This window comes from Marinomonas sp. MED121 (assembly GCF_000153025.1).
Lineage (GTDB): Bacteria > Pseudomonadota > Gammaproteobacteria > Pseudomonadales > Marinomonadaceae > Marinomonas.
In genome coordinates this window covers 1,325,419-1,351,078 of the sequence record NZ_CH672429.1, presented here as the reverse complement: position 1 = coordinate 1,351,078, position 25,660 = coordinate 1,325,419, and the positions used below count along the sequence as shown (strand labels likewise).

22 protein-coding genes are annotated in these 25,660 nt (G+C 40.2%); 12 read left to right on the top strand and 10 right to left on the bottom strand.

The features are described from left to right. The coding region (gene hexR / locus MED121_RS06155; protein ID WP_009832768.1) for a transcriptional regulator HexR at positions 1–834 on the bottom strand (834 nt) is incomplete at its 3' end. Between the two features lie 88 nt (positions 835–922). Between hexR and MED121_RS06150 the strand changes: the two genes are divergently transcribed. Both MED121_RS06150 and ung read left to right on the top strand, forming a co-directional pair. Beyond that, positions 923–1,819 (top strand): choline kinase family protein, encoded by an 897-nt coding sequence (locus MED121_RS06150; protein ID WP_009832767.1) that lies wholly within the window; start codon positions 923–925, stop codon positions 1,817–1,819. A gap of 37 nt (positions 1,820–1,856) precedes the next feature. Further along, positions 1,857–2,564 carry a uracil-DNA glycosylase gene (ung, locus tag MED121_RS06145; protein ID WP_009832766.1) on the top strand — a complete coding sequence of 236 codons (708 nt, stop codon included), beginning with the start codon at positions 1,857–1,859 and terminating at the stop codon, positions 2,562–2,564. Positions 2,565–2,579: 15 nt separating this feature from the next. Here ung and MED121_RS06140 read toward each other — a convergent pair whose 3' ends face one another. The 3 genes from MED121_RS06140 to MED121_RS06130 form a co-directional block, all read right to left on the bottom strand. Beyond that, complete coding sequence (locus MED121_RS06140; protein ID WP_009832765.1) at positions 2,580–3,485, bottom strand: folate-binding protein YgfZ; 906 nt, start codon at positions 3,483–3,485, stop codon at positions 2,580–2,582. 145 nt (positions 3,486–3,630) lie between these two features. After that, on the bottom strand, positions 3,631–6,135 hold the full coding sequence (locus tag MED121_RS06135) for an EAL domain-containing protein (RefSeq protein ID WP_009832764.1): 2,505 nt from the start codon (positions 6,133–6,135) through the stop codon (positions 3,631–3,633). A 12-nt stretch (positions 6,136–6,147) separates the two neighbouring features. Further along, complete coding sequence (locus tag MED121_RS06130) at positions 6,148–7,257, bottom strand: substrate-binding domain-containing protein (RefSeq protein ID WP_009832763.1); 1,110 nt, start codon at positions 7,255–7,257, stop codon at positions 6,148–6,150. Positions 7,258–7,844: 587 nt separating this feature from the next. Between MED121_RS06130 and MED121_RS06125 the strand changes: the two genes are divergently transcribed. The 4 genes from MED121_RS06125 to MED121_RS06110 are packed head-to-tail and all read left to right on the top strand — an operon-like array spanning position 7,845 to position 10,553. Continuing rightward, a complete protein-coding gene (locus MED121_RS06125) occupies positions 7,845–8,708 on the top strand; it encodes a MotA/TolQ/ExbB proton channel family protein (protein WP_242603180.1) in 864 nt (287 codons plus the stop codon). Further along, the gene (locus MED121_RS06120; protein ID WP_009832761.1) at positions 8,698–9,099 is read left to right on the top strand and encodes a biopolymer transporter ExbD; all 402 of its coding nucleotides are present in this window, start codon (positions 8,698–8,700) and stop codon (positions 9,097–9,099) included. Before MED121_RS06125 ends, MED121_RS06120 begins: the two co-directional genes overlap by 11 nt. A gap of 1 nt (position 9,100) precedes the next feature. Continuing rightward, on the top strand, positions 9,101–9,523 hold the full coding sequence (locus MED121_RS23625; RefSeq protein ID WP_009832760.1) for a biopolymer transporter ExbD: 423 nt from the start codon (positions 9,101–9,103) through the stop codon (positions 9,521–9,523). Positions 9,524–9,530: 7 nt separating this feature from the next. Further along, a complete protein-coding gene (locus MED121_RS06110; protein ID WP_009832759.1) occupies positions 9,531–10,553 on the top strand; it encodes an energy transducer TonB in 1,023 nt (340 codons plus the stop codon). 121 nt (positions 10,554–10,674) lie between these two features. Here the strand turns inward: MED121_RS06110 and MED121_RS06105 are convergent, their stop codons facing one another. Beyond that, positions 10,675–11,070 (bottom strand): carboxymuconolactone decarboxylase family protein, encoded by a 396-nt coding sequence (locus MED121_RS06105; RefSeq protein ID WP_009832758.1) that lies wholly within the window; start codon positions 11,068–11,070, stop codon positions 10,675–10,677. A gap of 160 nt (positions 11,071–11,230) precedes the next feature. Next, positions 11,231–12,286 carry an EF-P beta-lysylation protein EpmB gene (epmB, locus tag MED121_RS06100; RefSeq protein WP_009832757.1) on the bottom strand — a complete coding sequence of 352 codons (1,056 nt, stop codon included), beginning with the start codon at positions 12,284–12,286 and terminating at the stop codon, positions 11,231–11,233. Between the two features lie 268 nt (positions 12,287–12,554). Between epmB and efp the strand changes: the two genes are divergently transcribed. Together efp and epmA are read left to right on the top strand one after the other, a co-directional pair. Continuing rightward, on the top strand, positions 12,555–13,127 hold the full coding sequence (gene efp, locus MED121_RS06095) for an elongation factor P (protein ID WP_009832756.1): 573 nt from the start codon (positions 12,555–12,557) through the stop codon (positions 13,125–13,127). An 898-nt stretch (positions 13,128–14,025) separates the two neighbouring features. Continuing rightward, positions 14,026–15,003 carry an EF-P lysine aminoacylase EpmA gene (epmA, locus tag MED121_RS06090; RefSeq protein WP_009832755.1) on the top strand — a complete coding sequence of 326 codons (978 nt, stop codon included), beginning with the start codon at positions 14,026–14,028 and terminating at the stop codon, positions 15,001–15,003. A 14-nt stretch (positions 15,004–15,017) separates the two neighbouring features. Here epmA and MED121_RS06085 read toward each other — a convergent pair whose 3' ends face one another. After that, positions 15,018–17,564, bottom strand: coding sequence for an EAL domain-containing protein (locus MED121_RS06085; RefSeq protein WP_009832754.1), 2,547 nt, complete (start codon positions 17,562–17,564; stop codon positions 15,018–15,020). A 212-nt stretch (positions 17,565–17,776) separates the two neighbouring features. Between MED121_RS06085 and MED121_RS06080 the strand changes: the two genes are divergently transcribed. From MED121_RS06080 to MED121_RS06065, 4 genes are read left to right on the top strand one after another with little or no spacing between them, the layout of a single operon-like run. Continuing rightward, entirely contained in the window at positions 17,777–20,014 is a 2,238-nt protein-coding gene (locus MED121_RS06080) for an ATP-binding protein (RefSeq protein WP_009832753.1), read from the top strand. Positions 20,015–20,016: 2 nt separating this feature from the next. After that, positions 20,017–21,375 (top strand): sigma-54 dependent transcriptional regulator, encoded by a 1,359-nt coding sequence (locus MED121_RS06075; RefSeq protein ID WP_009832752.1) that lies wholly within the window; start codon positions 20,017–20,019, stop codon positions 21,373–21,375. Positions 21,376–21,392: 17 nt separating this feature from the next. Continuing rightward, positions 21,393–21,893 carry an ATP-binding protein gene (locus MED121_RS06070; protein WP_009832751.1) on the top strand — a complete coding sequence of 167 codons (501 nt, stop codon included), beginning with the start codon at positions 21,393–21,395 and terminating at the stop codon, positions 21,891–21,893. A 32-nt stretch (positions 21,894–21,925) separates the two neighbouring features. Further along, positions 21,926–22,705: a sulfite exporter TauE/SafE family protein gene (locus MED121_RS06065; protein ID WP_009832750.1), complete on the top strand. Its 780-nt coding sequence runs from the start codon at positions 21,926–21,928 to the stop codon at positions 22,703–22,705. A gap of 57 nt (positions 22,706–22,762) precedes the next feature. Here the strand turns inward: MED121_RS06065 and MED121_RS06060 are convergent, their stop codons facing one another. The 3 genes from MED121_RS06060 to nhaC all read right to left on the bottom strand — a co-directional run bounded on the left by MED121_RS06060 (position 22,763) and on the right by nhaC (position 25,584). Further along, positions 22,763–23,023: a hypothetical protein gene (locus MED121_RS06060; protein WP_009832749.1), complete on the bottom strand. Its 261-nt coding sequence runs from the start codon at positions 23,021–23,023 to the stop codon at positions 22,763–22,765. A gap of 213 nt (positions 23,024–23,236) precedes the next feature. Further along, positions 23,237–24,058, bottom strand: a complete 822-nt coding sequence (locus tag MED121_RS06055) for a hypothetical protein (RefSeq protein ID WP_009832748.1) — start codon at positions 24,056–24,058, stop codon at positions 23,237–23,239. Positions 24,059–24,135: 77 nt separating this feature from the next. Then, positions 24,136–25,584, bottom strand: a complete 1,449-nt coding sequence (gene nhaC / locus MED121_RS06050) for a Na+/H+ antiporter NhaC (protein WP_009832747.1) — start codon at positions 25,582–25,584, stop codon at positions 24,136–24,138. Positions 25,585–25,660: the final 76 nt, after the last annotated feature.

Below are 25,660 nucleotides of genomic sequence, written 5' to 3'. Positions count from 1 at the left end.
CTTTACGCTAGATTTTAACTTACGTAGGTGAGCGTTAAACTCTGGTCCACGTTTTAGTAATACACCCGTTGCAAGTGCGTCTATCAAGGTGAGATAGACAATGCGAGAACTCATCGGAGTATAAATATCCGTATCTTCAGTTTCTTCAATTGGCAATACAATGGAGCAGTGCTCAGTCAAAGGTGAGTTCGGGTTAGTTAATCCTATTACTGTTGCCCCAGCTTCACGAGCAACGCGCGCGGTTTCGATCAGAGGTAAAGTACGACCGGTATAAGAAATAACGACGACAGCATCCCCTGGGTGAGTTCCTGCTGCTGCCATACGTTGCACCAAAATATCTATGTAGGCGACAACTGGCATGTTTAATCTGAAAAACTTATGGTGAGCGTCTTGCGCTACAGGACCTGATGCACCTAACCCATAGAATTCAATGCGACGTGCTTGAGCTAGAATATCTACCGCTCGGCTAATTAGCGAGGGCGGCAAAAGTTCTTGAGCACGTGTTAGATTGCTTTTCGCAGCTTCGAAAATTTTATTAGTCACCGCCCCTGGTGCATCGTCTGGCTCAACGTTTAGGTTCACATAAGGTGTACCTGTTGCCAAACTTTGTGCTAATGCGACTTTAAAGTCAGGGAAACCACTACCGATTAAGCTTCGACAGAAACGGTTTACAGTAGGCTCACTCACTTCTGCTCGCGCAGCCAGTTTTGCAATACTGGAGTGAATGGTCGATTTAGGATCTGATAAAATTGCTTCTGCAACTTTGCGTTCAGATTTACTTAAGGTGTCCAGTTTTTCCTGGATTTTACGAATTATGTCTTCGTGTTTATTCATTGCTCTGTTTAGGCCTGTCTATTGACTCAGATACGACTATTAGTCATTCTGACAGCCGTATCTAAATCTGGCAATAAAATGATTGAAAATGACAACATTATTAGAACATTTAGATAAAATTAAACATCTTATTCCGCCTGCAGCTGAACTTAGCATTGATGTTCTTGAGGGTGGCTACTCAAATAAGGCTTATTGCTTGTCATGGCAAGGACAAGCTAGGTGGGTGTTACGCGTACCTGGCCTTGATGCTGACGATTTTCAAATATCTCGAATTTCTGAAAAAATTGCCTTAACTAAGGCTCAAGAAGCGGTTATTTCACCTTCTTGTCTTTATTTTGAGGAAAAAACGGGATTGATGGTGAGCCAGTTTGTCTCGCAAAAGCCATTTGAATGGCAGGTTAATCATCAGGATTTTGATGTTTTACGCTTAGCAAAAACAACTCGCTTGATTCATGAAATGCCTTCTAATCAAAAGCATTATGACCTTAAAAAAGTGCTATTGACCTATCTTTTAAATTGCAAAAAAAAGTTATCAAAAGATAGTTTATTACGACAAGAAGTGGATTTTTTAGAAGAATTGTCATTTTCTTACCTTGAAAATATCTCTGCTTATGACCCTGTTATGTGCCATAACGATATCAATCCTAAAAACTGTTTAGCAGATGATTTGCATTTTTGGGTGATTGATTGGGAGTATGCGGGTTTAGGGGATGCTCTTTTTGATATTGCTCTTATATTCTCTTCACACAATTTAAATCATGATCAACAAGTGCTTTTCTTAAAGCATTATGATGCTTCTCTTGATGCGAACCAGCTCAAAAATGATTTAATCAATTATCAATTGCTTTATAAAATGAGAGAAATGGCTTGGCTGTTACTAAAGCATCTAACAACCGCTCAGGATGTGGAAGCGATACAGTGTTATCATGCTTTTAAGCAGGAAGTCTTGTCGGATATTGAGCAGATTAACCAAGCTCAGTCATAAGGTTTTATTCGTTTTAGTTGTTTTAGTAGGTTTGATTATGCAATTGGCAGCAAAATGGCAGGCCAAACTCGCATCTGAATTAGATGCTGGGTATATGCAAAAGTTACTGAGCTTTATCGCTCAGCAAAGAGCAAAAGGCATTGAAGTATTTCCTCAAGAAGAAGAGTGTTTTAGTGCATTTAAGTTAACTGATTTTGATCAGGTGAAGGTGGTTATTCTTGGTCAAGATCCTTATCACGGGCCGGGTCAAGCCCATGGTTTATCTTTCTCGGTAAAGCCTGGGGTAAAAATTCCCCCTTCTTTAATGAATATGTATAAAGAGCTTAATCAGGATCTTAATATCCCCATTGCTGATCATGGTAATTTGCAGGCCTGGGCGCAACAGGGCGTGCTTTTATTAAATAGTGTGATGACTGTTGAGCGGTCTAAACCAAATTCGCATCAGAAAAAAGGCTGGGAAACTTTTACCGATAAAGTGGTTGAATTGCTAAGTCAGGAGCATGAGGGCTTAGTTTTTATGCTTTGGGGAAGTTATGCTCAGAAAAAGGGCAAGGCCATCGATCGAGATAAACATCTGGTGCTGGAGGCTGTTCATCCCTCCCCATTATCCGTTTATCGTGGCTTTTTTGGCTGCCAGCATTTCTCTCTTGCTAATCATTATTTGAAGCAACAGGGTAAAACAGAGATAGACTGGCTGATTCCGACACAAACGCCACAACAGGGACAGACATTATCCCTGTTCTAGCGGTTTGTATACAGGTTAAGCGTAAGGAAGCGGTTCTAATGTGAGAGGCGTATCTTGCCAAAACAGTTGGGTTTGAGCCGACTCATCCCCAACAATGGCATAGATTAGGTAAGCCTTTCCAAGTTTGCTGCTCGTGATGACCTCAGCTACTTCTTTTCCATCTTGATTAGTCAGTTTAGCTAACACTGGAATATCCAATGTATTTGCTGCGCTAAATAGATATAGATGCTTTTTTAGGTTACCGCGATATTGCATGCGAGCCACAATTTCTTGCCCTGTATAGCATCCCTTTTTGAAATTAACCCCATGAGTAAACTGCATATTCAGCATCTGCGGGATAAACTTTTCGCTGGTTTCTTTGTTGATGATGGCATGCCCAGAAATTAAGTTTAAACCTATTAGTTCATCATTTAGATCTGGAAGACCTAAGGCTCTAGAGGATTGCGTTGGGCGAATACTGAGATATTGATTAACATTAGCCTCACAAATCTGTATGAGAGAGTGATTATGTTCTAATTCCTGGCATGGATAGGGAAAATCCTCTTGCGGTATTAATTTGTCTTGGCTGAAAATATACTCAATTTGATAGTCTTGAGTTGCATTTACCAGTGCTGTCTTAAAAAATACCGCATATTTTTTTAAATGAGATTGCAGTGTTTCAACAAGGTCAGAGGCCAATATTAATAAAATATCATCAGCTTGTTGTAGCGCATAGAAGTTAGCAATCACACGGCCTTTTATATTGCAGACAGCACCTTGTAACCCTTGCGTTTGGGATAAGGCGCTAAAGTCACAGCTTGTTTGACCTTGTAAAAACTTGACGGTATCTGCTCCCGAAAGCTTAAGACAAGCGAGATCATTCGCTTGTGACGCTGCAGGAAGCTTAGGGGTGATATCAGATAGGAAAGAAACTGAGTGCATAAAAGTCGCCAATATTAATCCCGTAAAACGCCACTAATAAAGCAAATTTCAACTCTCTATTAAGGCTGAGTAAGGTGAGTGGATTGTTGATTTATATCAAATAATCCACCGACCTTAGACTATATGTGGCATGTTAAGCACTTTTTCAAGCGCTTTTTACATTATTTCCCATTAGCTCGCTTAGTTCGCTGGCTGAAATTGGGTAGCTCAAATGATAACCTTGCCCCCTTGAACAGTCCTGTTGAATCAGCATCTTTTGTTGGCGCTCATTTTCAATGCCCTCTGCAATGACGGTGAGCGACATATTGTTGGCAAGGTTTATGATGGCGCTAATGATGGCGGAACCTGAATTAGAGTCATCTGCATCAAGGTCTGCTACAAAGGATTTATCTATTTTCAAGCACTGAGCAGGTAAATTTTTCAAATAATTTAATGAAGAATATCCCACGCCAAAGTCATCTATCGCCACCTTAAATCCATGGTATTGCAACTCAACAATAGCCTCTGAGCATAATTCCAGATTAGTGATTAGATCTTGCTCTGTAATCTCAATAATGATGCAGTTAGACGGACAGTTACTCTCTTGTAAAATATGACTGAGTTCTTCTGCTAGGTGGGGGCTTAAAAACTTACGAGCAGAGAAATTAATTGAAAACTCTTTACCTTTGAGTTCAACGCCTTGCTCTTTCCATTGGCTAATTTGTTGGGTTACATGTTTAAAAACCCAAGTATCAATATCAGTAATTATGCCCGTTTTTTCAGCAATGGGTAAAAAGTTATCTGGTTGGATGAGGCCCATTTCAGGGTGTTCCCACCGGATAAGGGCTTCGGCGCCAGTTATCTCATTGGTGCTAATATCGTATTGCGGCTGATATTGAATAAAGAATTCATTTTTATCCATTGCTTTGCGCAGGCCAGCGCTTAATTGCAGTAGCTTATGTGCATCGGATGACATTTTACTTTCATAAACGCTATAGGCATTTGGTCCTTTACGTTTTGAGTGATACATGGCTACGTCAGCATTACTGACCAAGGTTTCAAGTGTGTCGCCATGTTGAGGATAGAGACAAACCCCTATGCTACTACCTGCTAACACGCTCGTCATATTAAGCTCAAATGGCTGATTTAAAATGTCATTTAGTTCTTCGGCTCTGTCTTGTAGTGTTCCTAGGTGGTCTTCATCAGGGTAAATAATCATGAATTCATCCCCCCCAAGACGGGCAACGATGCCATCAGATGCGACAGTTTCTCGTAAACGTTTGGCGATTTGTTTAAGCAATTGATCGCCCATGGCATGGCCTAGGTTGTCATTAACATTTTTAAACTGGTCGACATCTAAGAAAAGTAAGCCGAATTTACCTTTATCTTGTTTGGCCTTATTGATGCAATGCTCTATGTCTTGGTAGATTTGCAGACGGTTTGCCAAGCCTGTAAGTACATCGTGATGAGCTAAATGATTAAGCTTTATTCTTTCTGCTTGAAGCTCTTGATAAGTTTCATCCAAGCGCTTACTCATCTTATTGAAGGCTTTTTCTATCGTGTTCCACTCATCATTTCGTTTGAGTTGAATTACCTGGTTAAACTGATCGGCTTCAACCTCATTGAATCGAGTAATGATGGTTTTGATTGGTGTCTTGATATGTTTGTGTATTTGGCGAACAAATATGATGCCACTAAAAATGAGAATGAAGCCTGCAAAGTAAATAACTTCCAGTCTTAGTGTTTGGATTTCAGTTTTTAGCTGATTTTTTAATAGGATAGCACTGAATTTAACACTGCCTTCTGTTTTCTCGACCTGAGCTAGTAGTTCATTTTCTGATTTTGCTAAGGAAGATAAAATGCGCCAGCGTTGAGCGAGTTTATTTTGAAGCTTGCTAAGAATTTCTCGGTATTCTTCTAGGCTTTGCCTAGTTTTTAATTTGTTTTCTATGATAGGAGAATATAAGCCATTTAAGTTAGATAAATGAAGTTCAAAGATATCAAGCTGATTTTCAATTTCAATAATCAGCACTTCTTCAGTATCAGGAGTAATGCGGCTACGTATTGTTGCTGTCAATTTACCTATAGTGAGATAGGTGACCTTTAACCGTGTAATGGCACCTTCAAGAACATTGTTGCTGGTATGAAAACTATCATCAGGGTTGGGCACATGCGTGCTCTCATGCTTAAGTACTTGTTGTAGGTGATTTTGACTAACAGATAAATCTAGCGCTTCTAGTATGTTTAATAATTCTTTATCTGCTGCTTTTAACTCTCTTAGAATTTGGTTTAAAGATAATGAGTTATCAATAAACCTGTGAAAGTTTCTTATAAAAACATCCGTTAATTGAGAGAAATTTGTAGAGTCAGATAGGGCTCGAATTTCGTTCAGTTTTTGCTCAATAAACACCCCTTCCTTATTTAAAATTTCTTTGTCATAAAGCAGTGATTGTTCAAGCAGTTGTACTCGGTTAGACAGTAAAAACATTTCACGGCTAACGGATGAGTTAATGGCGAGTTTATTAATGTGCTGATTGGATTGGTAATCAATAATTCCTTGAATATTTGCTAAAGAATTAATGACATAAAAGCCAAGCGAACATAGTAGTGCGAGTATCACCATTGCTGAGGTGATAAATCTAAAACCAAGCGTAATTTTAGGTGTATTCATAAATCGTAAGCCTTAGTGCCAAAGCTGCAAATATGCTTTGCGATATTGCTGGTCAGGATCATAATTGTTGCTTTTATCTACATGCTTTTTGATATTTTGACGATTAATTATTTGAGCTTTTTCAATATAGCCACTTGGTTGTGCGTGGTTAAAAGCTCTATTTAGCTCATCTACGATTTGCCAACCTTGCAAGGTTAAAGGCTCAGGGACTGTCGCTATTTGCAATGTATTTGTGCTTATCCTCTTATACGCTGCTTTACTGCCATCACCCGCTGAGATACTTCTTGGTAGGTATTGAGCAGATAATTTAGATGATAATAAAGAGGGAAGAGCGTAATCGATATAAAGGTCGTTAATGACAATGAAGTGGGTAATCTTATTATTGTACTCTTTTATCAAGCGTCCAATGGTTCTTGGCATTTGCTGAGGAATTTCAGCAATCGGCATATCCTCAATAGATAAAATATTACAGCTGGCACAATAATCTTCTATTGTGCTGATAATGGCATCGGACTTAGTTTTAGCAATGCTAAAGCTAGTATCGGTAAAAACGACAATATTTGATTGGCCGTTTCCGTCAATGATGGCGTAGTGGGCGGCTAATTCTGCTACTTCAACGGGCTCTGTTGAAACATTATAAAAAATATTTTCATTATCAGCGCCTGCTTCATCGCCAATGTGCCAACCGACAATTGGAATATTAAGCTTATTTGCTGCTTCTAAAAGTGCTTGGCGTTGTTGCGTATCAACACCACCTAAGATTATGCCATCCGGTTTGCTGGAAATGGCTTTTGTTAACATGCTCGCTTGACCATTCTCTGAGCCATAACCGTCAAGAAACCGCACATTCCATCCAATGCTATCAATCGCATCAATAACTCCGTGGGCTAAACTTTTAATACTGTCATTTCTAAGATCTGCAGCGACAAAAATAATATCTTTATCCGGGATGGCTTTAGGGCCTGAAGTAGGTCCTTGCCAATATTGGCTAGCAAGTTGGCTGGCTTGGTTAACTCTCTCTCTGGAATCTTTGAGGGAGTCAGGCATCTCTGTCTCATCAGCTTGAGAAAGGCTGCTAACAATAAAGATGAAGGCTAAAAATAGTGTTTTCACTAAAATCATAAGTTCTCATTTAACGTATTTTGAAACGCCCCAACGAATGTAAATCTCCTTATTACCATCTCGTTTTTTAATCCTATGAATCGAGAGTAGGGGGTTAATTTTTATGGTATTTACGTCTTCGGGTTAAGTTTAAATATAATAAAAGTCTACTCTTTTGCCTTGGTTATTATGTATCTTTGCTTTTTTAGCTGAAATTTGGCAATGCAAATAAACTTACATACTGTTATTAAATGTAATTATCGGCTAAATAACCATAGGTATTAACACTTTAGCTAACCTCATTTGAAAGCTAACTGTTAAGTTTTTGTAACAAAACTTAATAATTGCACATTATCTTCATATTGTAATGGAATTAAATGTTCGATTTATAGTGGATTTTTCTAAAAGATATAAATCTTCACATTTGCAGTTGGAAAATAAAAAACGCTCTTTGTTTCCCTTTAGATAACTGAGTGCGCCTCATTAAAAATGACTTATAAAATATAGGGTTATGTTTTCTTTGCTTTCATCTTGTATATTTGATATTGCAAATCTAGGTGATAACGGTTATCGTTTGCGTAATTGTTATCATAATGGAACCCTTAAGTATGGCTGATTCAGTTCTAGAGTCCGAACCACAATCTGATATGACAGCTAGTGTGTCTGAAATACCTGCTAATACCACAGAATCAGTGATACAAAATGTAAATGAAGTCGCTCCTGAAGCAGGCGGATCTTTGTTAAATGAGTCCTTAGCTAGCTTTCAAATTCTGCTTCAACATGAAGCGTTAACGCCAGTGATCGATTTTCTTCAAACAGGTGGGCCTGTTGTTTGGATTCTTTGTCTTTTTTCTGCTTTTGCATTAACTATCATTTTTCTAAAAAGCTGGCAGTTTGTTAGTCTTAGGGCCGAGTCGAACAAAGATGTAAAGTTGGCCTTGTCTCATTGGCGGAAAGTTCATCCAGAGCAGGCTATCGAGTCACTAAAAACTAAGCGTCCTGTTTCCGATGTTGTGGCTTATGCTATGACTGAGTTGTCTAAGAGTGACTATGATTTAGCCTTAGTTAAAGAGGAAATAGAGCGTCTAGCAGATGAAAAAATCCAAGCACTAAAAGCCTATTTAAGACCGTTGGAAGTGGTCGCCACACTGAGTCCATTACTAGGTTTGTTAGGGACTGTATTGGGTATGATAGTGGCCTTTCAAAATATGGAATCAGCAGGAAGTCAGGTTGATCCTTCTGTTTTATCTGGTGGTATTTGGCAAGCATTATTAACCACTGCAGTTGGTCTGGCCGTTGCTATTCCTGTTGTGGCTATGCATGCTTTGTTTGAGCGTAAGGTTGAACGTATTATTTTTCTCATGAGTGACTCTGTGACTCAAGTCTTTACCCATAAAGGTGAAATAGAGGAAGCCAAACTTAACCTACTTGAACAGCCTGAAATCATGCCAGAGCAAGATTGTGCGGCTTAATCAGTCTCATTCAAAACGTCGTCAAGCCATTAGTCTTACCCCTTTGATTGATGTGGTATTTATTCTTCTGCTTTTTTTTATGTTGTCGTCGAGCTTTATACCATGGCGACAAATCAATGTGTCTATGCCAACGGCAAGTGGCCAATCACAAACCGATGTAATGCGTTTAGAAATTTTGGATAACAAGGGTCACTTTGTTGCGGGTAATAAAGACTTCTTCATGTCTGACCGAGCCAGTCTTAAAGTGTTAGTCACGGAAAACCCTGATGTAGTCTTTTTGATTAAAGCGAAGCCTGAAATAGAAACAGGCATCTTGGTCGGCTTACTGGATCAATTAACCTTGGCTGGCGCGAAATATGTGTCCATTGCTGCCGCGTTAAAAGGACATTAGCGTGAAATTCAACCGCCTTGATACGGACAAAAAAAACTCAGACGATAATCTGGTCCCCCTGATTAATGTGGTTTTTCTCATGTTGATTTTCTTCATGGTAGCAGGCCAGATACGTGCGACAGATGCTGTACCTATTACCCCGCCAGACTCTTTAAGCGAAATCAAACAAGCTGAATCCCCTGCTAAAATTCTTGTGAGTACAGAACTTGGTATCTTCCTAAATGGGGAAGAATTAAATCAAGAAGCATTATCTAAACGTCTAAAGCAGCTGTACCTTGAATCTCAATCTCAGGATGACTTTTTAGTGCAGATTAGTGCGGATCAAGATTTACCCGTGGTTCGTTTACAGCAAGTATTTAAACAAGTTGAGTTAGCTGGATTAACGCGAGTTTACCTTGTAACTAAACTGAAGCAGGCTGGTTAGTGTAAAGATGATGACATGGAAACATATTTTCAGTGCCTCTTTTTTTGCTTTAATCTGCCATGTTTTAATCTTGGCGCTTATTTTGAGGCCGACCACACAAGGTGTTCAAGCGGCCGGTGAGGTGGGGGTTTTAATCGATATTGGCATGTTGGGTGATTTAGGTGAAAGCGAAGTAACAAGTCTTGCCAAAGCTGAAACCAGTCTAATTGAAACTCAACCTAAAGAGCTTCAGCCAAAGGCAGACATTAATTCGCAACTTGAAAATGAAATTCCAAGTGTGAGTGAGGTGATCCAGCTTGCACAAGTGGAAGTTAAACCAGAGCCAGAACCAGAACCAGAGCCAGAGCCAGAGCCAGAGCCAGAGCCAGAGCCAGAGCCAGAGCCAGAGCCAGAGCCAGAGCCAGAGCCAGAGCCAGAACCAGAACCAGAACCAGAACCAGAACCAGAACCAGAACCAGAACCAGAACCAGAACCAGAACCAGAACCAGAACCAGAACCAGAGCCAGAACCAGAACCAGAGCCAGAGCCAGAGCCAGAGCCAGAGCCAGAGCCAGAGCCAGAGCCAGAGCCAGAGCCAGAGCCAGAGCCAGAACCAGAAGAGAAGTCAGAGGTCAGTACAAGTCAAACGCAAAACCCGCTGTTAGATACGAGTCCAGATGGCAACGCCAGTTTGACTCAAAGTAAGATGACTACAGGAATCAGTAGTAATAGTTTTGCCGCAGGGGGTGGCAGGGGGGCTAAAGGTGATGTTTCTTATGGCAGTCTCGTAAAGGCTAAAATTGCCAGTAAAAAAGTTTACCCTAGGGCATCTAAGAAACGAAACGAAACAGGTTTAGTCTTGGTACAAGTGACGATTTCACATAAAGGTGATTTAGTCGAAGTGAAGATATTAAAAAGCTCAGGGTTAAAGCGTTTAGATAGGGCAACATTGAAAGCTGTAAAAAGAGCGGCACCTTTCCCTGCGCCAACACACCTAGCCTCAGGTCAGAACTTTATTAGCAGAATTCCAATAGAGTTCTTATTAAAATAGTGAGTAAGTGCTAACCTGTTGTTCACTTTAATATCTTTTAACTGGTTTTTGTTAAGACATAAAAAAAGCACTTGTTTGTAAGATGTTAACAAGTGCTTTTTAAGAATGCTAAAGCGTGAGTTTATGGCGAATCATGATTAGTCATGTCTTTTGGAATCAAGTCCATTTCGGTCAAGACTTCGTTAGCCGCACGAAATGCCTGTTGCAACGCAGGTGCGCCACAATACACACCTGTGTGTAGTAGGGCTTCTTTAATTTCGATTAGGGTACAGCCATTATTAATTGCGCCACGAATGTGACCTTTAAGTTCTTCTGGTGCTTTTAAGGCGACTAAACAAGACAAGGTCAACAAACTTCTCGTTTTACGATTAATCGCGTTGCTTTGCCACACACTGCCCCAGCAATGTTCATTGATATAGCTCTGCATATCTTCAGTGAACAAATTGCTTTGATTCATTGCTTTATCGACAAAAGCATCACCCATTACTTCACGACGTGTTTGTTCACCTGAATTCATTCTAGCCACCACTTCTACTTAATTAATTTCGTTCTGTTATAAGTATTAATAGCATTAATGTTGTGGTGTTTGATAATAGATATTTGTGATGTTTAAAATAATTAAAATTCATGTTGCTGATAAGTGTTCATTCGTTTTTGGTATGTGAAATACAAACAGTCTAATTCGAATTAGCTAAGGTTGGTGCAAACAGGGTTTTAGCCGTTTTTCCTGGAATCTCTTTGGCTAATTTTGGCACGAGATAGCCAGGTAGGTTTGCCGCAACTTGGCCCATCAATTGTTGGGCTTGATCAATGGTGATATCAAAATGAGATGCCCCTTCGACAGGGTCTAAAGTGAACATATAATAAGGTAGGATATCTGCATCAAATAAGGCTTCACTGAGTGCGATTTGGGCCTCTGCTGTATCATTGACATTTTTTAGTATCACGCCTTGATTTAATAGTCTGACCCCTATTTTTGCTAGCTTAGAGCAGGCTTCGATTACCTTACCATCAATTTCATTTGCATGGTTGATGTGTAAAACCATGATAACTTTTAGGCGAGTTTGAGAAGCCCAATTGAGTAATTCATTATTGATTCTAGAAGGAATGACAATAGGGAGACGAGTGTGGATGCGCAAACGTTTTAATTGAGGGAGTGCCTCTAAACGTGAGATGAGCTGACTTAACTGTTTGTCTTTCATCATTAATGGATCGCCGCCACTTAATATCACTTCATTTATTTGAGGGTGAGTTTGAATGTAACTCAATAAGGAATCCCATTCTGCAGGAGCTAAATGATTGTTTGCATATGGGAAATGGCGACGAAAGCAGTAGCGACAATTAATAGCACAACTACCTGAAGTAATAACCAATATACGGCTGCTGTATTTATGAACTAATGCTTTTTTAGGGTTGTGATCAAGTTCTGCTAATGGGTCAGTGACATAGCCTTTAACTTGTTTCATCTCTTCATCAATGGGCAGTATTTGACGTAATAGGGGGTCATTTAAATTCCCTTTTTCAATGCGCTCCAAATAGGGCATTGGCACCATAAGCTGAAATGCCTTGTGTGCATGCTTACCGGTTAATACAGAAGTAAGATTAAGGTTTAATTTTTTTGCTAGCGTATCTAGGTCTTTAATTGCATGTTTAATTTCTAATAGCCAATCATTATCGTTGGTGATTGAGGTGGCAGGGATCTTATTAGTAACAAGATTGGATGAGTTAAACATAATTAAGCATTGCTTCTTGGTTAGATGGCGGAATTATCCCCGTAGTAAGAGTAAAGAGGCAAGCAGAAGTTAGAATTGCTAGATGAAAGAGGCTGATTTATCTATTGCTTATCTCATTTATAGGAGTAAACCTAGGGTTATCTATAGCCTGTTATCTAATGTATAATCGCCATCAACTTGTATGTGGTGCCTTTCGTTTTGCTAAGGTGGCCCATCTTAATATTAACTGCCAGCAGTAACAGCTGGGTAATAGAGAGAAGAGAACCTAATGGGAATTTCTGCCAGTGATATGCGTAGCGGTACTAAAGTCATGGTTGATGGCGATCCATGTGCTGTTTTAGATAATGAACATGTTAAGCCTGGTAAAGGCCAAGCTTTTAACCGCTTAAAGTTACGTAACCTTAAGTCAGGGCGCGTTTGGGAGCGTACCTTTAAATCAGGTGACTCTTTAGATTCTGCTGATGTGATGGATACTGATATGGAATATCTATACACAGATGGTGAGTTCTGGCACTTCATGGCGACAGATGGTTCTTTTGAGCAGCATGCTGCCGATCAAACTGCGGTAGGTGAGAATGTTAAGTGGCTGAAAGAACAAGAAAAGTATGTCGTTACTCTTTATAACGGCGCGCCTTTGGCGATTACGCCACCAAACTTTATTGAGCTTGAAGTAACGGAAACTGATCCAGGCCTTAAAGGTGATACTGCCAATGGTGGCTCTAAACCTGCTTATTTAACAACGGGTGCTATGGTTCGTGTCCCATTATTTATCAATATCGGTGAAGTGCTAAGAGTAGATACACGTACGGGTGAATATGTTTCTCGTGCAACAGGTAAATAAGATATTTTTACCTTAGTAACAGACAAAAAGAACGAGTGTATAAACACTCGTTCTGGATGTTTAATTTAGTAGTTCAGCAATGCATCCCTATCTATTAATACATCGTGATTGATAACTTATTTAGGTGATAGACGATCTTTTTTAATCGCCTTTTAAAACAATACACATCTAGTATTGTTCTTTCGTTTTTTCAACTTTGTTTGGCATGGCCATATCTTTTAAAACGCTATCAAGCTTGGCTTATTTAGCCTTATGCTTGCTGTCTCTGAAGGCGTGCCTATTAAAATTATTTTGGATGGTTAAACCTCACTGTTTTTATTTACTTGATCGTTGCTCAAGTAGTTTATGGTCCATCAGCAAAATTTATTATATTCACGACTTACTGGATAAATTCTTGCTGAAAATTTGTTATTCGCAAACTTTATTTACCCGACTTGTTTGCATAAAAGTAAGTTAACTAACCTTACTTTTCTTAGACGATAAAACAAGCTTAGTTAGCCTTGTTTTAGTATTCCCCTGTCAATCGATTTAATGATGTTAACAGGGTGTCAACGCATCATGTGAACCAAGCTACTCCTAAGATGCGTCTAATTTTTAAATAAAAAAGCAAAGCTCTGAATTAACCAGAGCTTCGCTGGGGGGAAAAGCATAGAGCGGTCAATAGGCCATCGACCCTATGTGCTTTTCAATGCACAATTTGTCGCTGTGCAACTTCAGTATAAAGGATTATTCAATTTTTGCAGCTATAAGAATGTGAATTTCTATAAATTCATAGGCTAACAAGCTAGCCTTATCTCTTTTGTATAAACTTAAGCCTCATAAGTTTTTGTTTTCGATGATTAAAAAATAGATGTTATAATTTTTGACACTCCTAATAGCTTATTTAAGAAGTGTCTTTATGTCTCAGCCTACTCTTTGGCAGCCTAGTGCCAATATGCAAATGTTACAAGTTAGAGCAAAACTGCTGCGTGATATACGAGAGTTTTTCTGGCAAAGAGACATAATGGAAGCAGATACCCAAGTTTTGTCCTTATCCTCTATCAGTGATCCTTATATTGAAGTCTTATCTACCCAAGCAAAATGCCTAGGCCTGGAGCACACTTATTATTTACAGACTTCTCCTGAATTCGCCATGAAACGGTTATTAGCGTCAGGTTCAGGTTGTATTTATCAAGTTTCAAAAGCCTTTAGAAAGGAAGAGCAGAGCAAACAACATAGCATAGAGTTTACTATGCTTGAATGGTATCGAGTTGGACTTGATGATTGGCAGCTAATGGCAGAGGTGGAAGAATTTTTAATTAATGTCAGTCAAGATCCGAGCCTTAGGTGTGACTACAAAAGTTATCAAGAAGCGTTTTTAACTTATGCTGATATTGACCCCTTTAATGTCACCTTAAATGAATTGCAAACCCTCGCGGTAGAAACCTCAGGTTACGGCCAAGAAGAAACAGATAAAGATATCTTACTCGATGTGCTTTTTAGCAATCTGATTGAACCAAAAATAGGTCAAGATCGACCCTGTTTTATTCACAGTTACCCCGCCTCCCAAGCTGCGCTAGCAAAAATTAAACACAGCTTTGAAGGACATGAAACAGCAAAACGTTTTGAGTTATATTGGCGTGGAATGGAATTAGCGAATGGGTATCATGAGCTAACGGATCCTATAGAGCAGGCTCGTCGTTTTGAAAAAGATAATGCCTTAAGGTCAGCTCAAGGAAAAGAGGTTAGGGCGTTAGATAAAAACTTACTTGCGGCACTGGAATCTGGATTACCCAACTGTGCGGGTGTGGCGCTAGGAGTTGATAGGCTACTTATGGCGCTTAACCAAGTGGATGACATTGAAATGGTCATGCCTTTTGCTAAGCAGAGAGTGTAAATTTCATTGTTGATTTAGGGTTTAATAAGGGAATCAGTAGAATACTGATTCCAAGCTTGTATCGAAATCGGCTTGCTTAAATGGAAGCCTTGTAAATAATCAACTCCCATATCTACCAATATATCTTGCACCGCTTGGTTATGTACAAATTCTGCCTGTGTTTTTATGCCAAGTGAGTGAGCTAGGCTATTAATATGTCGCACTAGAATTTGTAGTTTAGGGTCGACATCTATGGTGCGTATGATACTGCCATCAAGCTTTAAAACATCGGGCTGAAGCTCAATCAACTTTTCCAGATTAGAATAACCTGAGCCAAAATCATCGATAGCCAGTAAGGCGCCCGCTTCTCTAAACTCAGAGACAATGGAGGTAATCCATTGATAATCATGAATACTTTCAGATTCTGTAATTTCTAAAATTAGTCGACCTTTAACATCATTTTCTCTAAAGAATTGCCTGAGTGCCTTTAAAGTGCTGACGTGTTTAAAGTCCATTACCGAAAGGTTAAGTGCAAGATGGCTATTTGGGTCTCTTCTAAGCAACTGACCACAAGTTTCTAAAACCTTAATGGTTAATTTGGGATAAAGTTGGGTTTGTTTAATCAAGTCAAGAAAGCTTGCTGGTCCGATGATTTCATTATCAATCTTGGCTCGAATTAGGGCTTCTCCTCCAACGCACTTGCCTGTTTTAGCGTCAAAATAGGGCTGAATATAGGGGAAAATATTGCCCTCATCTAAGGCTTGCTTGATTTTAACAATCCAATTTAAATTGTCTTTTTGCTGATCAACAAGATCCAAGTCCCCGTTCCAAAAAGTCAGATGGTTGGTTTCATGGGCCTGTCTTCTTGCCTCATTTGCTTTTATTAACAGATGCTCTTTTTTACAAAGTAAGTTGCCTGTACTGCTAAAAATAGAGGCAAGACCGACTGATAAGCTGATACTGATTTCGTCTGTTGCTTGGCTAGTGGTGAAAAAAGGGCTGCTCTCTACATCTTCACTGAGCTTTTCCATAAACTTATTTACTTTTCGCGGCGGCATATCTGTTTGTAGAAGTACGGCGACTTCATTGGCGGATACCCGATAACATGAAAAGTCGAGTGATAAGAAGGTGTCGCCCATGCGATTTTTTAAATAGAGGGAAAGCTGGGCTAATAAATCATCGGCAACATCATAGCCATATTGTTCGTTAATGAGGCGAAAGTTACGAATCCTAAAGAGAGTGAGATGCGTTTTATGGTCATTCTCTTCTGCGGACTGTAGACGGCTTAATAATGCAAAGCGATTCATAAGACCTGTTTGAGGATCATATAACCAATCATTTGAATCACTGTCTGTGTGTTTTGATAAATGGATTAATGCATCTCTTTCTTGTGACAGATCATTAAAAACATTGTTCATCAAATTAAAGATAGCGCTTAAAGAGTCGTCGCTGGCTTGTGCTTTGATACTGCCTTGTTTTTGCCTAACTTCATTAGGTGTTTCGCTTAACCCGATATAAGTTAGGGCATGTTGTAAGCTTTTGGTGCTGGTGTCGGATGTAAAAAACTCCCCATAACAGTAGGTGCCATTCAGTTCTTGAACTTGTGACAGTAACTTGAGTTTGCTGTTTTCGTTAAGTATTGGATCCTGATCACGACTGATGCAGTTAAAGGTAAAAATGCTTTCAGGTGGGTGCTGATATAATAGGTTCAACTTTTCCAGTGAGCCCTGCAAAGAGGGCCAAGGGTGGAAATAGACGAACTTTATTTGAGCCCCTACGGGTAGAGGTTCACTCATAATAATGCCACCATTCTCAGCGAAACTTAAAGGCACTGAATGGGTTTCTTTATGGCTTGTTTTGTATTTTAGTGCAAAGAGGTTCATCACCTTAATATCGGTACTTGAGCCATTACCAAGATAACGATTAAAAACTTGTTGGGCTGGCAGGTGATCAATTTGCTGTAGAATATTATCTTGCATAGCGGTCACCCGCATTTTTTTGCCGATATCTATGCTATCAACAAAAGCATCATTTTCAATAACAAGCTTGTCAGAAGCAAAAGCCACTAGTACGGCGTGTTCTTGCAATAATTGATCTTGATACAGTACCCAAGTCTGATTGCTACTATGAAGACCAGAAAGGCCGCCACAAAATTTAGTTTTATGGGTATTTACTTGGCTAAAAAGGCTTGAGGAGCTGATGGATAAGTCATCGGCTAAAACTATCCCTGCGGGAATGGCTTCACCCTTATGTTCATTTACAGGCTCAAATAAGGTGTGACAAGATTGATTAAGTTGGTCTTTACCAATAGGGGCGCAATTGTGAATCAGTGTTGTTGCGTTAAAATAGCTGCAAATCAAAGTCACCCCTTTAGTTTGAGGTTGACCGTTGAAAATCTGTTTTTCACTGGACATGCCAATACGACAAGCATTTGGGCAATAGTGAGTTAAAAGGTTAACCCAGTCTCTTGTTTCGATAATATCTGTATTCGCATAAAACTGTATTAAATCAGGCTGCTCTAGGCCTGTTAAAACAGTCTCAAGTTGTTGAATTGAGATACAATGAAAACTCTTACTATGCATGTTTTCTCTATTAGCTAAGTGTGAAATTTGTTTTAGGGTTAATGGCTATACAATCACAATATAAAAAAGAGCGCTAAGTTTTAATATAAGCGTTTAGTTGAACATGAATCTAATCGAGTTGTCTATTTATGTCCTACCTCAATCATAAAAATTCAAAATTTACCTTATTGCGCTGGTTATATTTTGTTCTTTTTTTCCTCAGTTTAGTCCTTATGTGGAAGGGTGGTGAGGTATTAAAGCAGAAGCAAATTGAAAACTTAAAGCAGTCTTCCAGTGCTGAATTAGCACAATTAACCAAGGTAATTGTTAGTGCGATTGAAAAGTATCAACATATGCCAACATTACTGGCAAGCAACAGTCGTGTCATTCGAGTGCTTGAACAGAGAAGCCCCCTAGATATTCAACAACTTAATGCTGAATTGGCGCAAATAAGTCGTATTACAGAGGCTTCCGAGAGTTATATTATTGCGCCCACAGGCGTCACTATTGCAGCCTCTAACTTTGATCAAGACACCAGTTTTATTGGTAAAGACTTTTCTTTTCGGCCGTATTTTAAACAGGCAATGGCTGGCTTATCAGGTCGCTATTATGCTTTAGGTACCACAACGAATAGGCGTGGATATTACTTTTCATACCCAGTAAAAAGTAAGCAAAGTATTATTGGAGTCGCTGTTGTAAAAGTGGATTTGAGTCAGTTTGAGTCTCGCTTGAAGAACAATAAATTTAACTTTTTGCTACTAGATCCTGATGGCATTGTCTTTAGTAGTTCACGTAAAGAATGGCTATATAAAACCATTAATCAGCTATCCCATGAAGAGCTTCAGCGTATTGTTGAGAGTCGTCGATATAAAACCCAAGCATTTGAAAAACTACCTATTGTTGCCGAAGAAGCGTTTGATGATGACTCAGACTTACTACAGCTATTAGATGTAAAAGAGACCCTAAAAGGTGAGGAGAAAATCGATAGAATCAGTTATTTACATCTTTCAAGTTCAATCTACTCGTTAGGCTTTAAAGTTGATTTATTGATTCCAATAACCCTAATTGAAGAAGAGATTGCTCTTTGGCGTACCATATTTATGGCCTGCTTAATGATCTTGATTTTGGTGTTAATTACCGCAAGATTAAGGCGTCGAATGCTAAGTGAGCGCTCACAAGCATTGGAAATGAGCCGACATAATCAAGCTTATATCCGTGAAATTATTAACAACACTCAAGCTGGCCTTATTACCTTAGACGCAGAGCAAAAAGTAGAATCCTATAATCCTGCGATGGAAACACTGATAGGTCACTCTTTAACAGACTTAATTGGAGTGCCTTTTCATCATTTGTATCAACCATTTTCAGGTGAACCTGGGCGGCAAACTCAACCTTTATTTGACAATGTCTCAGGGCCTCTTAATGTGACCGCTTCAGAAGGCGTGCTAAACCTTTATAGCGATGAAGGTGTTCATGACTTTAAGCAGGTTCCGGTTGAAATGACCCTGTGTAAGATGAACTTGCCCAATAGCCTTAAATATCTCGTGACTTTCCATGATATGACAGAAAGAAAGCAGTATGAGCAGGAGCTAATGCTGGCACGAAATGCCCTTGAGCATAGGGTTGTTGAACGTACCTCTGAACTAGAGCTTGCTAACCAAAGGTTGAGGGATGAAATTCAACACCATAAGGAAACCCAACAAGAGTTGATACAAACGGCAAAGTTGGCTGTGTTGGGGCAATTAAGTGCGGGCATTAACCATGAACTAAATCAGCCTTTAACAGCAATGCGTGCTTTTGCTGAAAATGGACTGACTTTTATAGAGCGAGAGAATATTCCTCAAGCTAAGGGGAATTTGAGCAAGATAGTTGGCCTTTGTAGTCATATGTCAGACATTATTTCACGGTTTAAGGTTTTTGCGCGTAAAGGTAAGTTTCAGCATTCAGCTGTCTCGTTAGATACTGTGTTGCAAGGGGCCATGACCATTATGATGCAGCGTCTTAAAGAATGTGAGATTGAGTGTATTTTGCCTGATATAGGTGAAGAAAAAGTAATGGGTGATGTGGTCTTGTTAGAACAAGTCTTGGTTAATCTGATTGCAAATGCAATCGATGCCATCATGGAGTCTGAGCATACTCAAAACCGCATTGAGTTGGTCATTGAAGCCCTTGATAGTGATAAAGGCAAATCTGCCTCATGGTTAACAATTAAAGTACGTGATACTGGTAATGGTATGGATGATCAAGTGCTGGCATCCTTATTTGAACCCTTTTTTACCTCCAAGGCAGATGGGGTTGGTTTAGGCTTAGGTTTATCAATCAGTCAACGAATTGTTGAGTCTATGGGTGGCAGAATAAGTGCCTGTAACATTACCCAGCGTCCGCATTCAGTGGGCCACAAAGATGTTAATATAGGCGCCGAATTTAGTGTGACGTTAAAGGCAGTATCATTCATTAAGGGGATAAGCTAGGCATGAGCAGTTCAGGTACAGTGTTATTAATTGATGACGAAGCAATGGTGCGATCTGCTATTTCACAAACATTAGAGCTTGAGTTATTTGAGGTGCTTGAATATGCCAATAGCAAGGGGGTGATTGAAGCGCTCTCAGTGGACTGGCCCGGCGTTATTGTTTGTGACATTAACCTTCCTGGGTTAAATGGTTTGGACTTGTTTGAGTTAGTTAAACAGGTCGATGACAGTATCCCCGTTATCTTTATTACCGGCCATGGCGATATCAGTATGGCGGTAAGTGCGATGCGTGATGGGGCCTATGACTTCATTGCAAAGCCTTTTTCAAATGACGATTTTTTAGATGTGATTCGCCACGCCATGGAAAAGCGTAAACTCACCCTAGAGAACCGCCGTCTGAGGCAAGAGTTGCAAGCGCAAAATGCGCCAGGACCTCGTATTATTGGCAATACGTCAGGCGTTAACCGTCTGCGACAAACTCTGATTCATGTGGCAGATACAGCGGCAGACATACTTATTAATGGTGAAACAGGTACAGGTAAAGAGCTGGTGGCCCGTTATATACATGAGCATAGCGGTCGTCAGGGAAAGCCTTTTGTTGCTATCAACTGTGGAGCGGTACCAGAGTCCATCATGGAAAGTGAACTGTTTGGCCATGAAAAAGGGGCTTTTACTGATGCTAAAACCCAGCGTATTGGTAAATTGGAGCACTCAAATGGTGGCACACTCTTTTTAGATGAAATAGAAAGCATGCCCATGTCCATGCAGGTGCGTTTATTAAGGGTGCTAGAGGAGCGTAAGGTTGAACGTCTTGGTTCTAACAAAGGTATCGATCTTGATCTGAGAATTCTTGCGGCCACCAAGGTGGACTTAAAAGAATTAAGTGAAACCGGGGTGTTTCGACAGGACCTTTATTATCGCCTAAATGTCGTGAGAGTGGATATTCCAAGCCTGAGGGATAGAACAGAAGATATCCCTCTTTTATGGCAGCATTTTTGTTTGGTGGCAACTGCCCAATATAAGCGTGAGTCTGAACCCGTGACGGCCTCGCGCATGCATAGCCTGATTAGTTATGAGTGGCCTGGCAATGTGAGAGAGTTGCGAAATCTGGCTGAAAGGTATGTACTGATGGGGGAGACTTGCACCTTTGAATTTGATCAAATTATTACGACCAATGAGCATAACCCTGGTGTCATGACCTTGCCTGAGCAGGTGGAAAGGTTTGAGAAAACACTTTTAGAACAAGAATTAACTCACCAGAAAGGCTCAATCAAAGGGACTATGGATGCTTTAGGGCTACCAAGGAAAACCCTATACGATAAAATGAGAAAATATGGTTTAGATAAGGACTTTTATAAATAAACCATCAGGAGTTATGAATGGTTAGCATTGTAACATTAGATGATATTGCCAAGCTTAGGGAGTCCTCTGAAGTGGAATGCAAACTTGCTCAAGGAAGAGACGGCAAAGGGCAATTACCCGATGATATTTGGGAAAGCTACAGTGCGTTTGCTAACACAGAAGGTGGCGACATCTTACTTGGGTTGAAAGAGCTAGAAGACGAAAGTTATCAACTTGCTGGTATTGAAAATACTGAAAAAGTAATCGATGAATTATGGCAAGGGCTAAATAATAAAACGGTCACTAATGCGAATCTCATTCCTAAAAACTGGATAAAAGTCGTTACCATTGCGGGTAAAAATATTATACATATTTTGGTTCCAAAAGCGGCGCCATCTCAAAAACCCATTTATATTAAATCAGACCCGCTTAAAGGCACTTATGTCCGCTTAGGCAGTGCCGATATGCAGCAAGATGCCATCACTGTGAGTCGTTTGTTAGCTGAACAAGGTCAAATTATCGACGCAGGGTTAGTGTAAAACTCAGTTGAATTTATCGCTTTAGGACACCTATGGATCTTGTTTCACATTTTCACTCTCTTGGGCAGCTTATTAGCGCGACAGCGTCAGTTCAGTTGTCGATTTTTCTCATATTAATCGCTTCTTTTACTTCATTTGTTACCGCAGTATTTGGTGCGGGTGGAGGGGTAATGATGTTAGGGGTGATGGCTCAGGTATTGCCACCTCAGGTGATTATTCCTTTACATGGTGTCGTGCAGCTTGGTTCAAATAGTGGGCGTGCATTAATGAGTTGGCGCTATATTGATTGGCGCCTCATGACACGTTTTTTACCCGGTGCAATATTAGGTATTGTGTTGGGCAGTCTCTTGCTAGTGAGTCTCTCACCCGCCGTGATTTATCTTACTATTGCGATATTTATTCTTTACCTTTGCTGGGGCCCCAAGTTACCTAAGTTGATTTTAGGCAGTTTAGGAACAGGCATTGCAGCGGCGGTCACCAGTTTTATTACCTTGTTTGTAGGAGCATCTGGCCCCTTGGTCGGTGCTTTTATCAAGCAATTACATACCTGTAAGTTCACCACAGTCGCCACCTTTGCTGCCGCAATGAGCTGCCAACACCTATTAAAAATTTCTGTGTTTCATCAAGCTGGATTTCCGTTACTTGAATGGCTTCCTTTGCTGGTATGCATGATATTAAGTGGCGCTATTGGCACCTTTATTGGCTTGAGAATATTGCAATATATTTCAGATAAAAGCTTTGAATTAACCTTTAATTTAATATTAACGGCTTTAGCTTTAAGAATGGTTTGGCAAGCTTGGGAGGCTTTTTAAGTGGGTTTGTGCTGCTTTTTTTTGGATTTACTTTAATAAGTAAAACCCTAACCTGAACTACCTCTCTTTAATCAATAGCTGCAGAATATAGTTAGGCTTAAACAGTAACATCCAATAATTAAATGCCAAGCTCGCAAAGCCAATTAAAATCAGGTGGTATTGCATATTTTGCCAAAGCGCTGCTTGTTCAATTGAAACGGCACTAAAGCCTATGTAAATGAAGCTAAATGGAAGAACACAACAGATAAGAAACATAAGCGCGCTTCTGCTTTTACATATATGAGTCGCTTGCTTTTGTGATGTTAGTGTATTTTGCATATTCAAACCTTCTCTTCATTTCAGGCACTCTACCTGCTCTTTATGACGACTCCATCCGTTGGACACTTAATGTGTTTTAGTCTTAATGAATATAACGGCAGCTTATGTCGTTACTTTATTAATCAGTGTGATATTTATAAATAAAAATAAAGGAGAAAAAATGGAGCCATTGTTGAATTAGGGTGATTCCACTCTTTCTCCACTTTTTGGATATTAGGGGGAAGCGGTAAATTCTATGTTAGCCAGCTCTCCATTCTCCTGTCTGACGATAACGGTTGAGAACTCTGGTGTGGCTGAGTAAATCACCATAAAGCGACCCGTAATATAGGCATCAGCGTGAATCGCCCAAGGGGCCATGTGAATCCCATAACCAAATGGCACCTGAAAGGCGGATACTTCATCAAGGCCTTCTTCATTGCGTTTTCCAATAATGAGATAGCCTCCACAGGTTTCATCTAAGGGCATATGAAAGTGAGGTCTATCATGGACTTCAAGGTAGGCACCACCACCCAACTCAGGTTTAAGCAAATAGTCTTGAGGATAATCTTTACCAACAGAAGTGACGGTTAAAGGAAGGTTGCCACTGGCATTAAACTGGATAGCGTCGCCAATTTTTACTAGACGAGAATGATAATAAGCCAGATGCTCTGGCGTCGCTTTCGCTATGGCAATGTTAAGGCTCTTCTCACCTTTGTTTAATAAATATCGTCCATTACCGCCTAAGATATTGGCATCATCTATGGTGAGGTCGACTTTTGTTTGCCAGTCACCCGTAAGCTTGCTTCTAGGGGGAGCAATAGGGCTAGGTAAAGGCATAACGGCAAGTTCTTCGGTTTCATACATGCCATCAAGTTGTAATTGATAAATCTTGTTAGGCTGCACATATCCAAGGTAATTCTCTGTTCGCATATAAGATTCAGGGCTAGCCCCTTGGCGATTTACCGTCAAAATAGGTACATCTTTTTGTAGGTCTTCAGGTAATGATCTTAAACCTGATAAGACATCTTCTTGAACAGTCCAATGGGCTGTTTTCATATGGAGGCTCCTTGGGAAATAAAGTGGCGCAACTGATGCGCCACCTGAGTAAAGACATTAAACCTTTACGAGTCGTTTTAGTTTGCCGCTTGTTTTAACTGGTCATCCGCTGTTTGAACTTGGCTTTTGGTCTCTGTGGTGCTGGTTTTAGCTCTGAATAGCGCAATCCCTAAATAGGCCAGCAGAATAGAAAGTAGTGGGTTAAACCAGTTAAGTAGGGCGTAGGGCGCGTAATCCAATACACTCACACCTAGAGTAGAAGCAAAGAAAGCGCCGCCTGTGGTCCAAGGAATCAAGGCCGTCGTTAAGGTTGCTCCTTCTTCTAGAGAGCGTGACATCAGGCTTCTATCCAGCTTATGTTTATCATAGGCATCACCGAATAACTGGCCGCCTAGAATGATAGACATATAGGCTTCACCCATACTCATATTGCCAAGGAAGCAAGCGAGAATGGTGGTTGTGACTAGACTGGCAGCCCGTTTCACTCGGCTTAGGATGCTGGAGATAAGCACGCGTAAAAATCCGAACTGATTTAATATGCCACCCAGTGCTAACGCCATAAGCGCCAAAGATAAAGTCCACATCATGGACGAGATGCCACCACGACTAAATAATTTGTCTAATGTACTAATACCCGTTTCAAAGGAACCGCCAGAAAAAAGTGAGTTTAAAACCGTCGTAAACTGAGCACCTTGCATCAAGATAGCAATCAAAACAGCAACTACGGCAGCGCTCATCATGGCTACTTCGGCGCTGATTTTTTTAAGGCTCATCACTAGCATTACCACAAAAGGCAGTAGGCAAATTAGGTTAATGCTGTAGGTGCTTTCTATGCCAGCTAACATTGCATTAAGTTCTGACGCCGGTAGACCATGCTCGGCATAGCTCATTCCCATGAAAGAAAAGACGACAAGGCAAACAAGGTAGGCGGGGCCTGTGGTGTAGAGCATGCCTTTAATATGGGTATATAAATCTGTACCAGAAGACATGGCAGCTAGATTGGTTGTATCAGAAACGGGTGACATCTTATCGCCAAAACAAGCACCAGAGACAACAACACCCGCCACTAGCGGTAGTGGAATCCCCATGGCTTCACCTATTCCCATAAGCACCACACCAGCAGTGCCCACAGTGCCCCAGCTAGTGCCAGTCGCAACCGACATAAAACTGCATAGAATCAGGCCTGCGGGTAAGAAGAGCGCGGGAGATATGATTTCAAGGCCATAGTAAATAAGCGCTGCGACTGTGCCGCTTTGAATAAAGGCAGCAATCAGGACGCCGATGAGAATGAAAATATAGATGGCGGATAGGGCGCCTTGTATGCCTGAGTTCATGGCATTACGAATAGACTTAAAGCCATCTTGGCTGAGTTTAAGTGCGCTAATACCTGCGATTAAAAGACAGATAAGCATTAAGCTGTGCAAACTGGTCTTTAAATAAAACAAACCTACCCCTATGACGCAAATAATTGCGCCAAAGGTTAAAAAGGATTGCCTAAAACTTGGACTTTGTAGCTGGTTAGACATCTGGGTTCTCCCACATTATTTTTATATTTAGAGCGCTAAGGCTAGCAAAAGAAAATGCTATCCCCTATCCTAATTT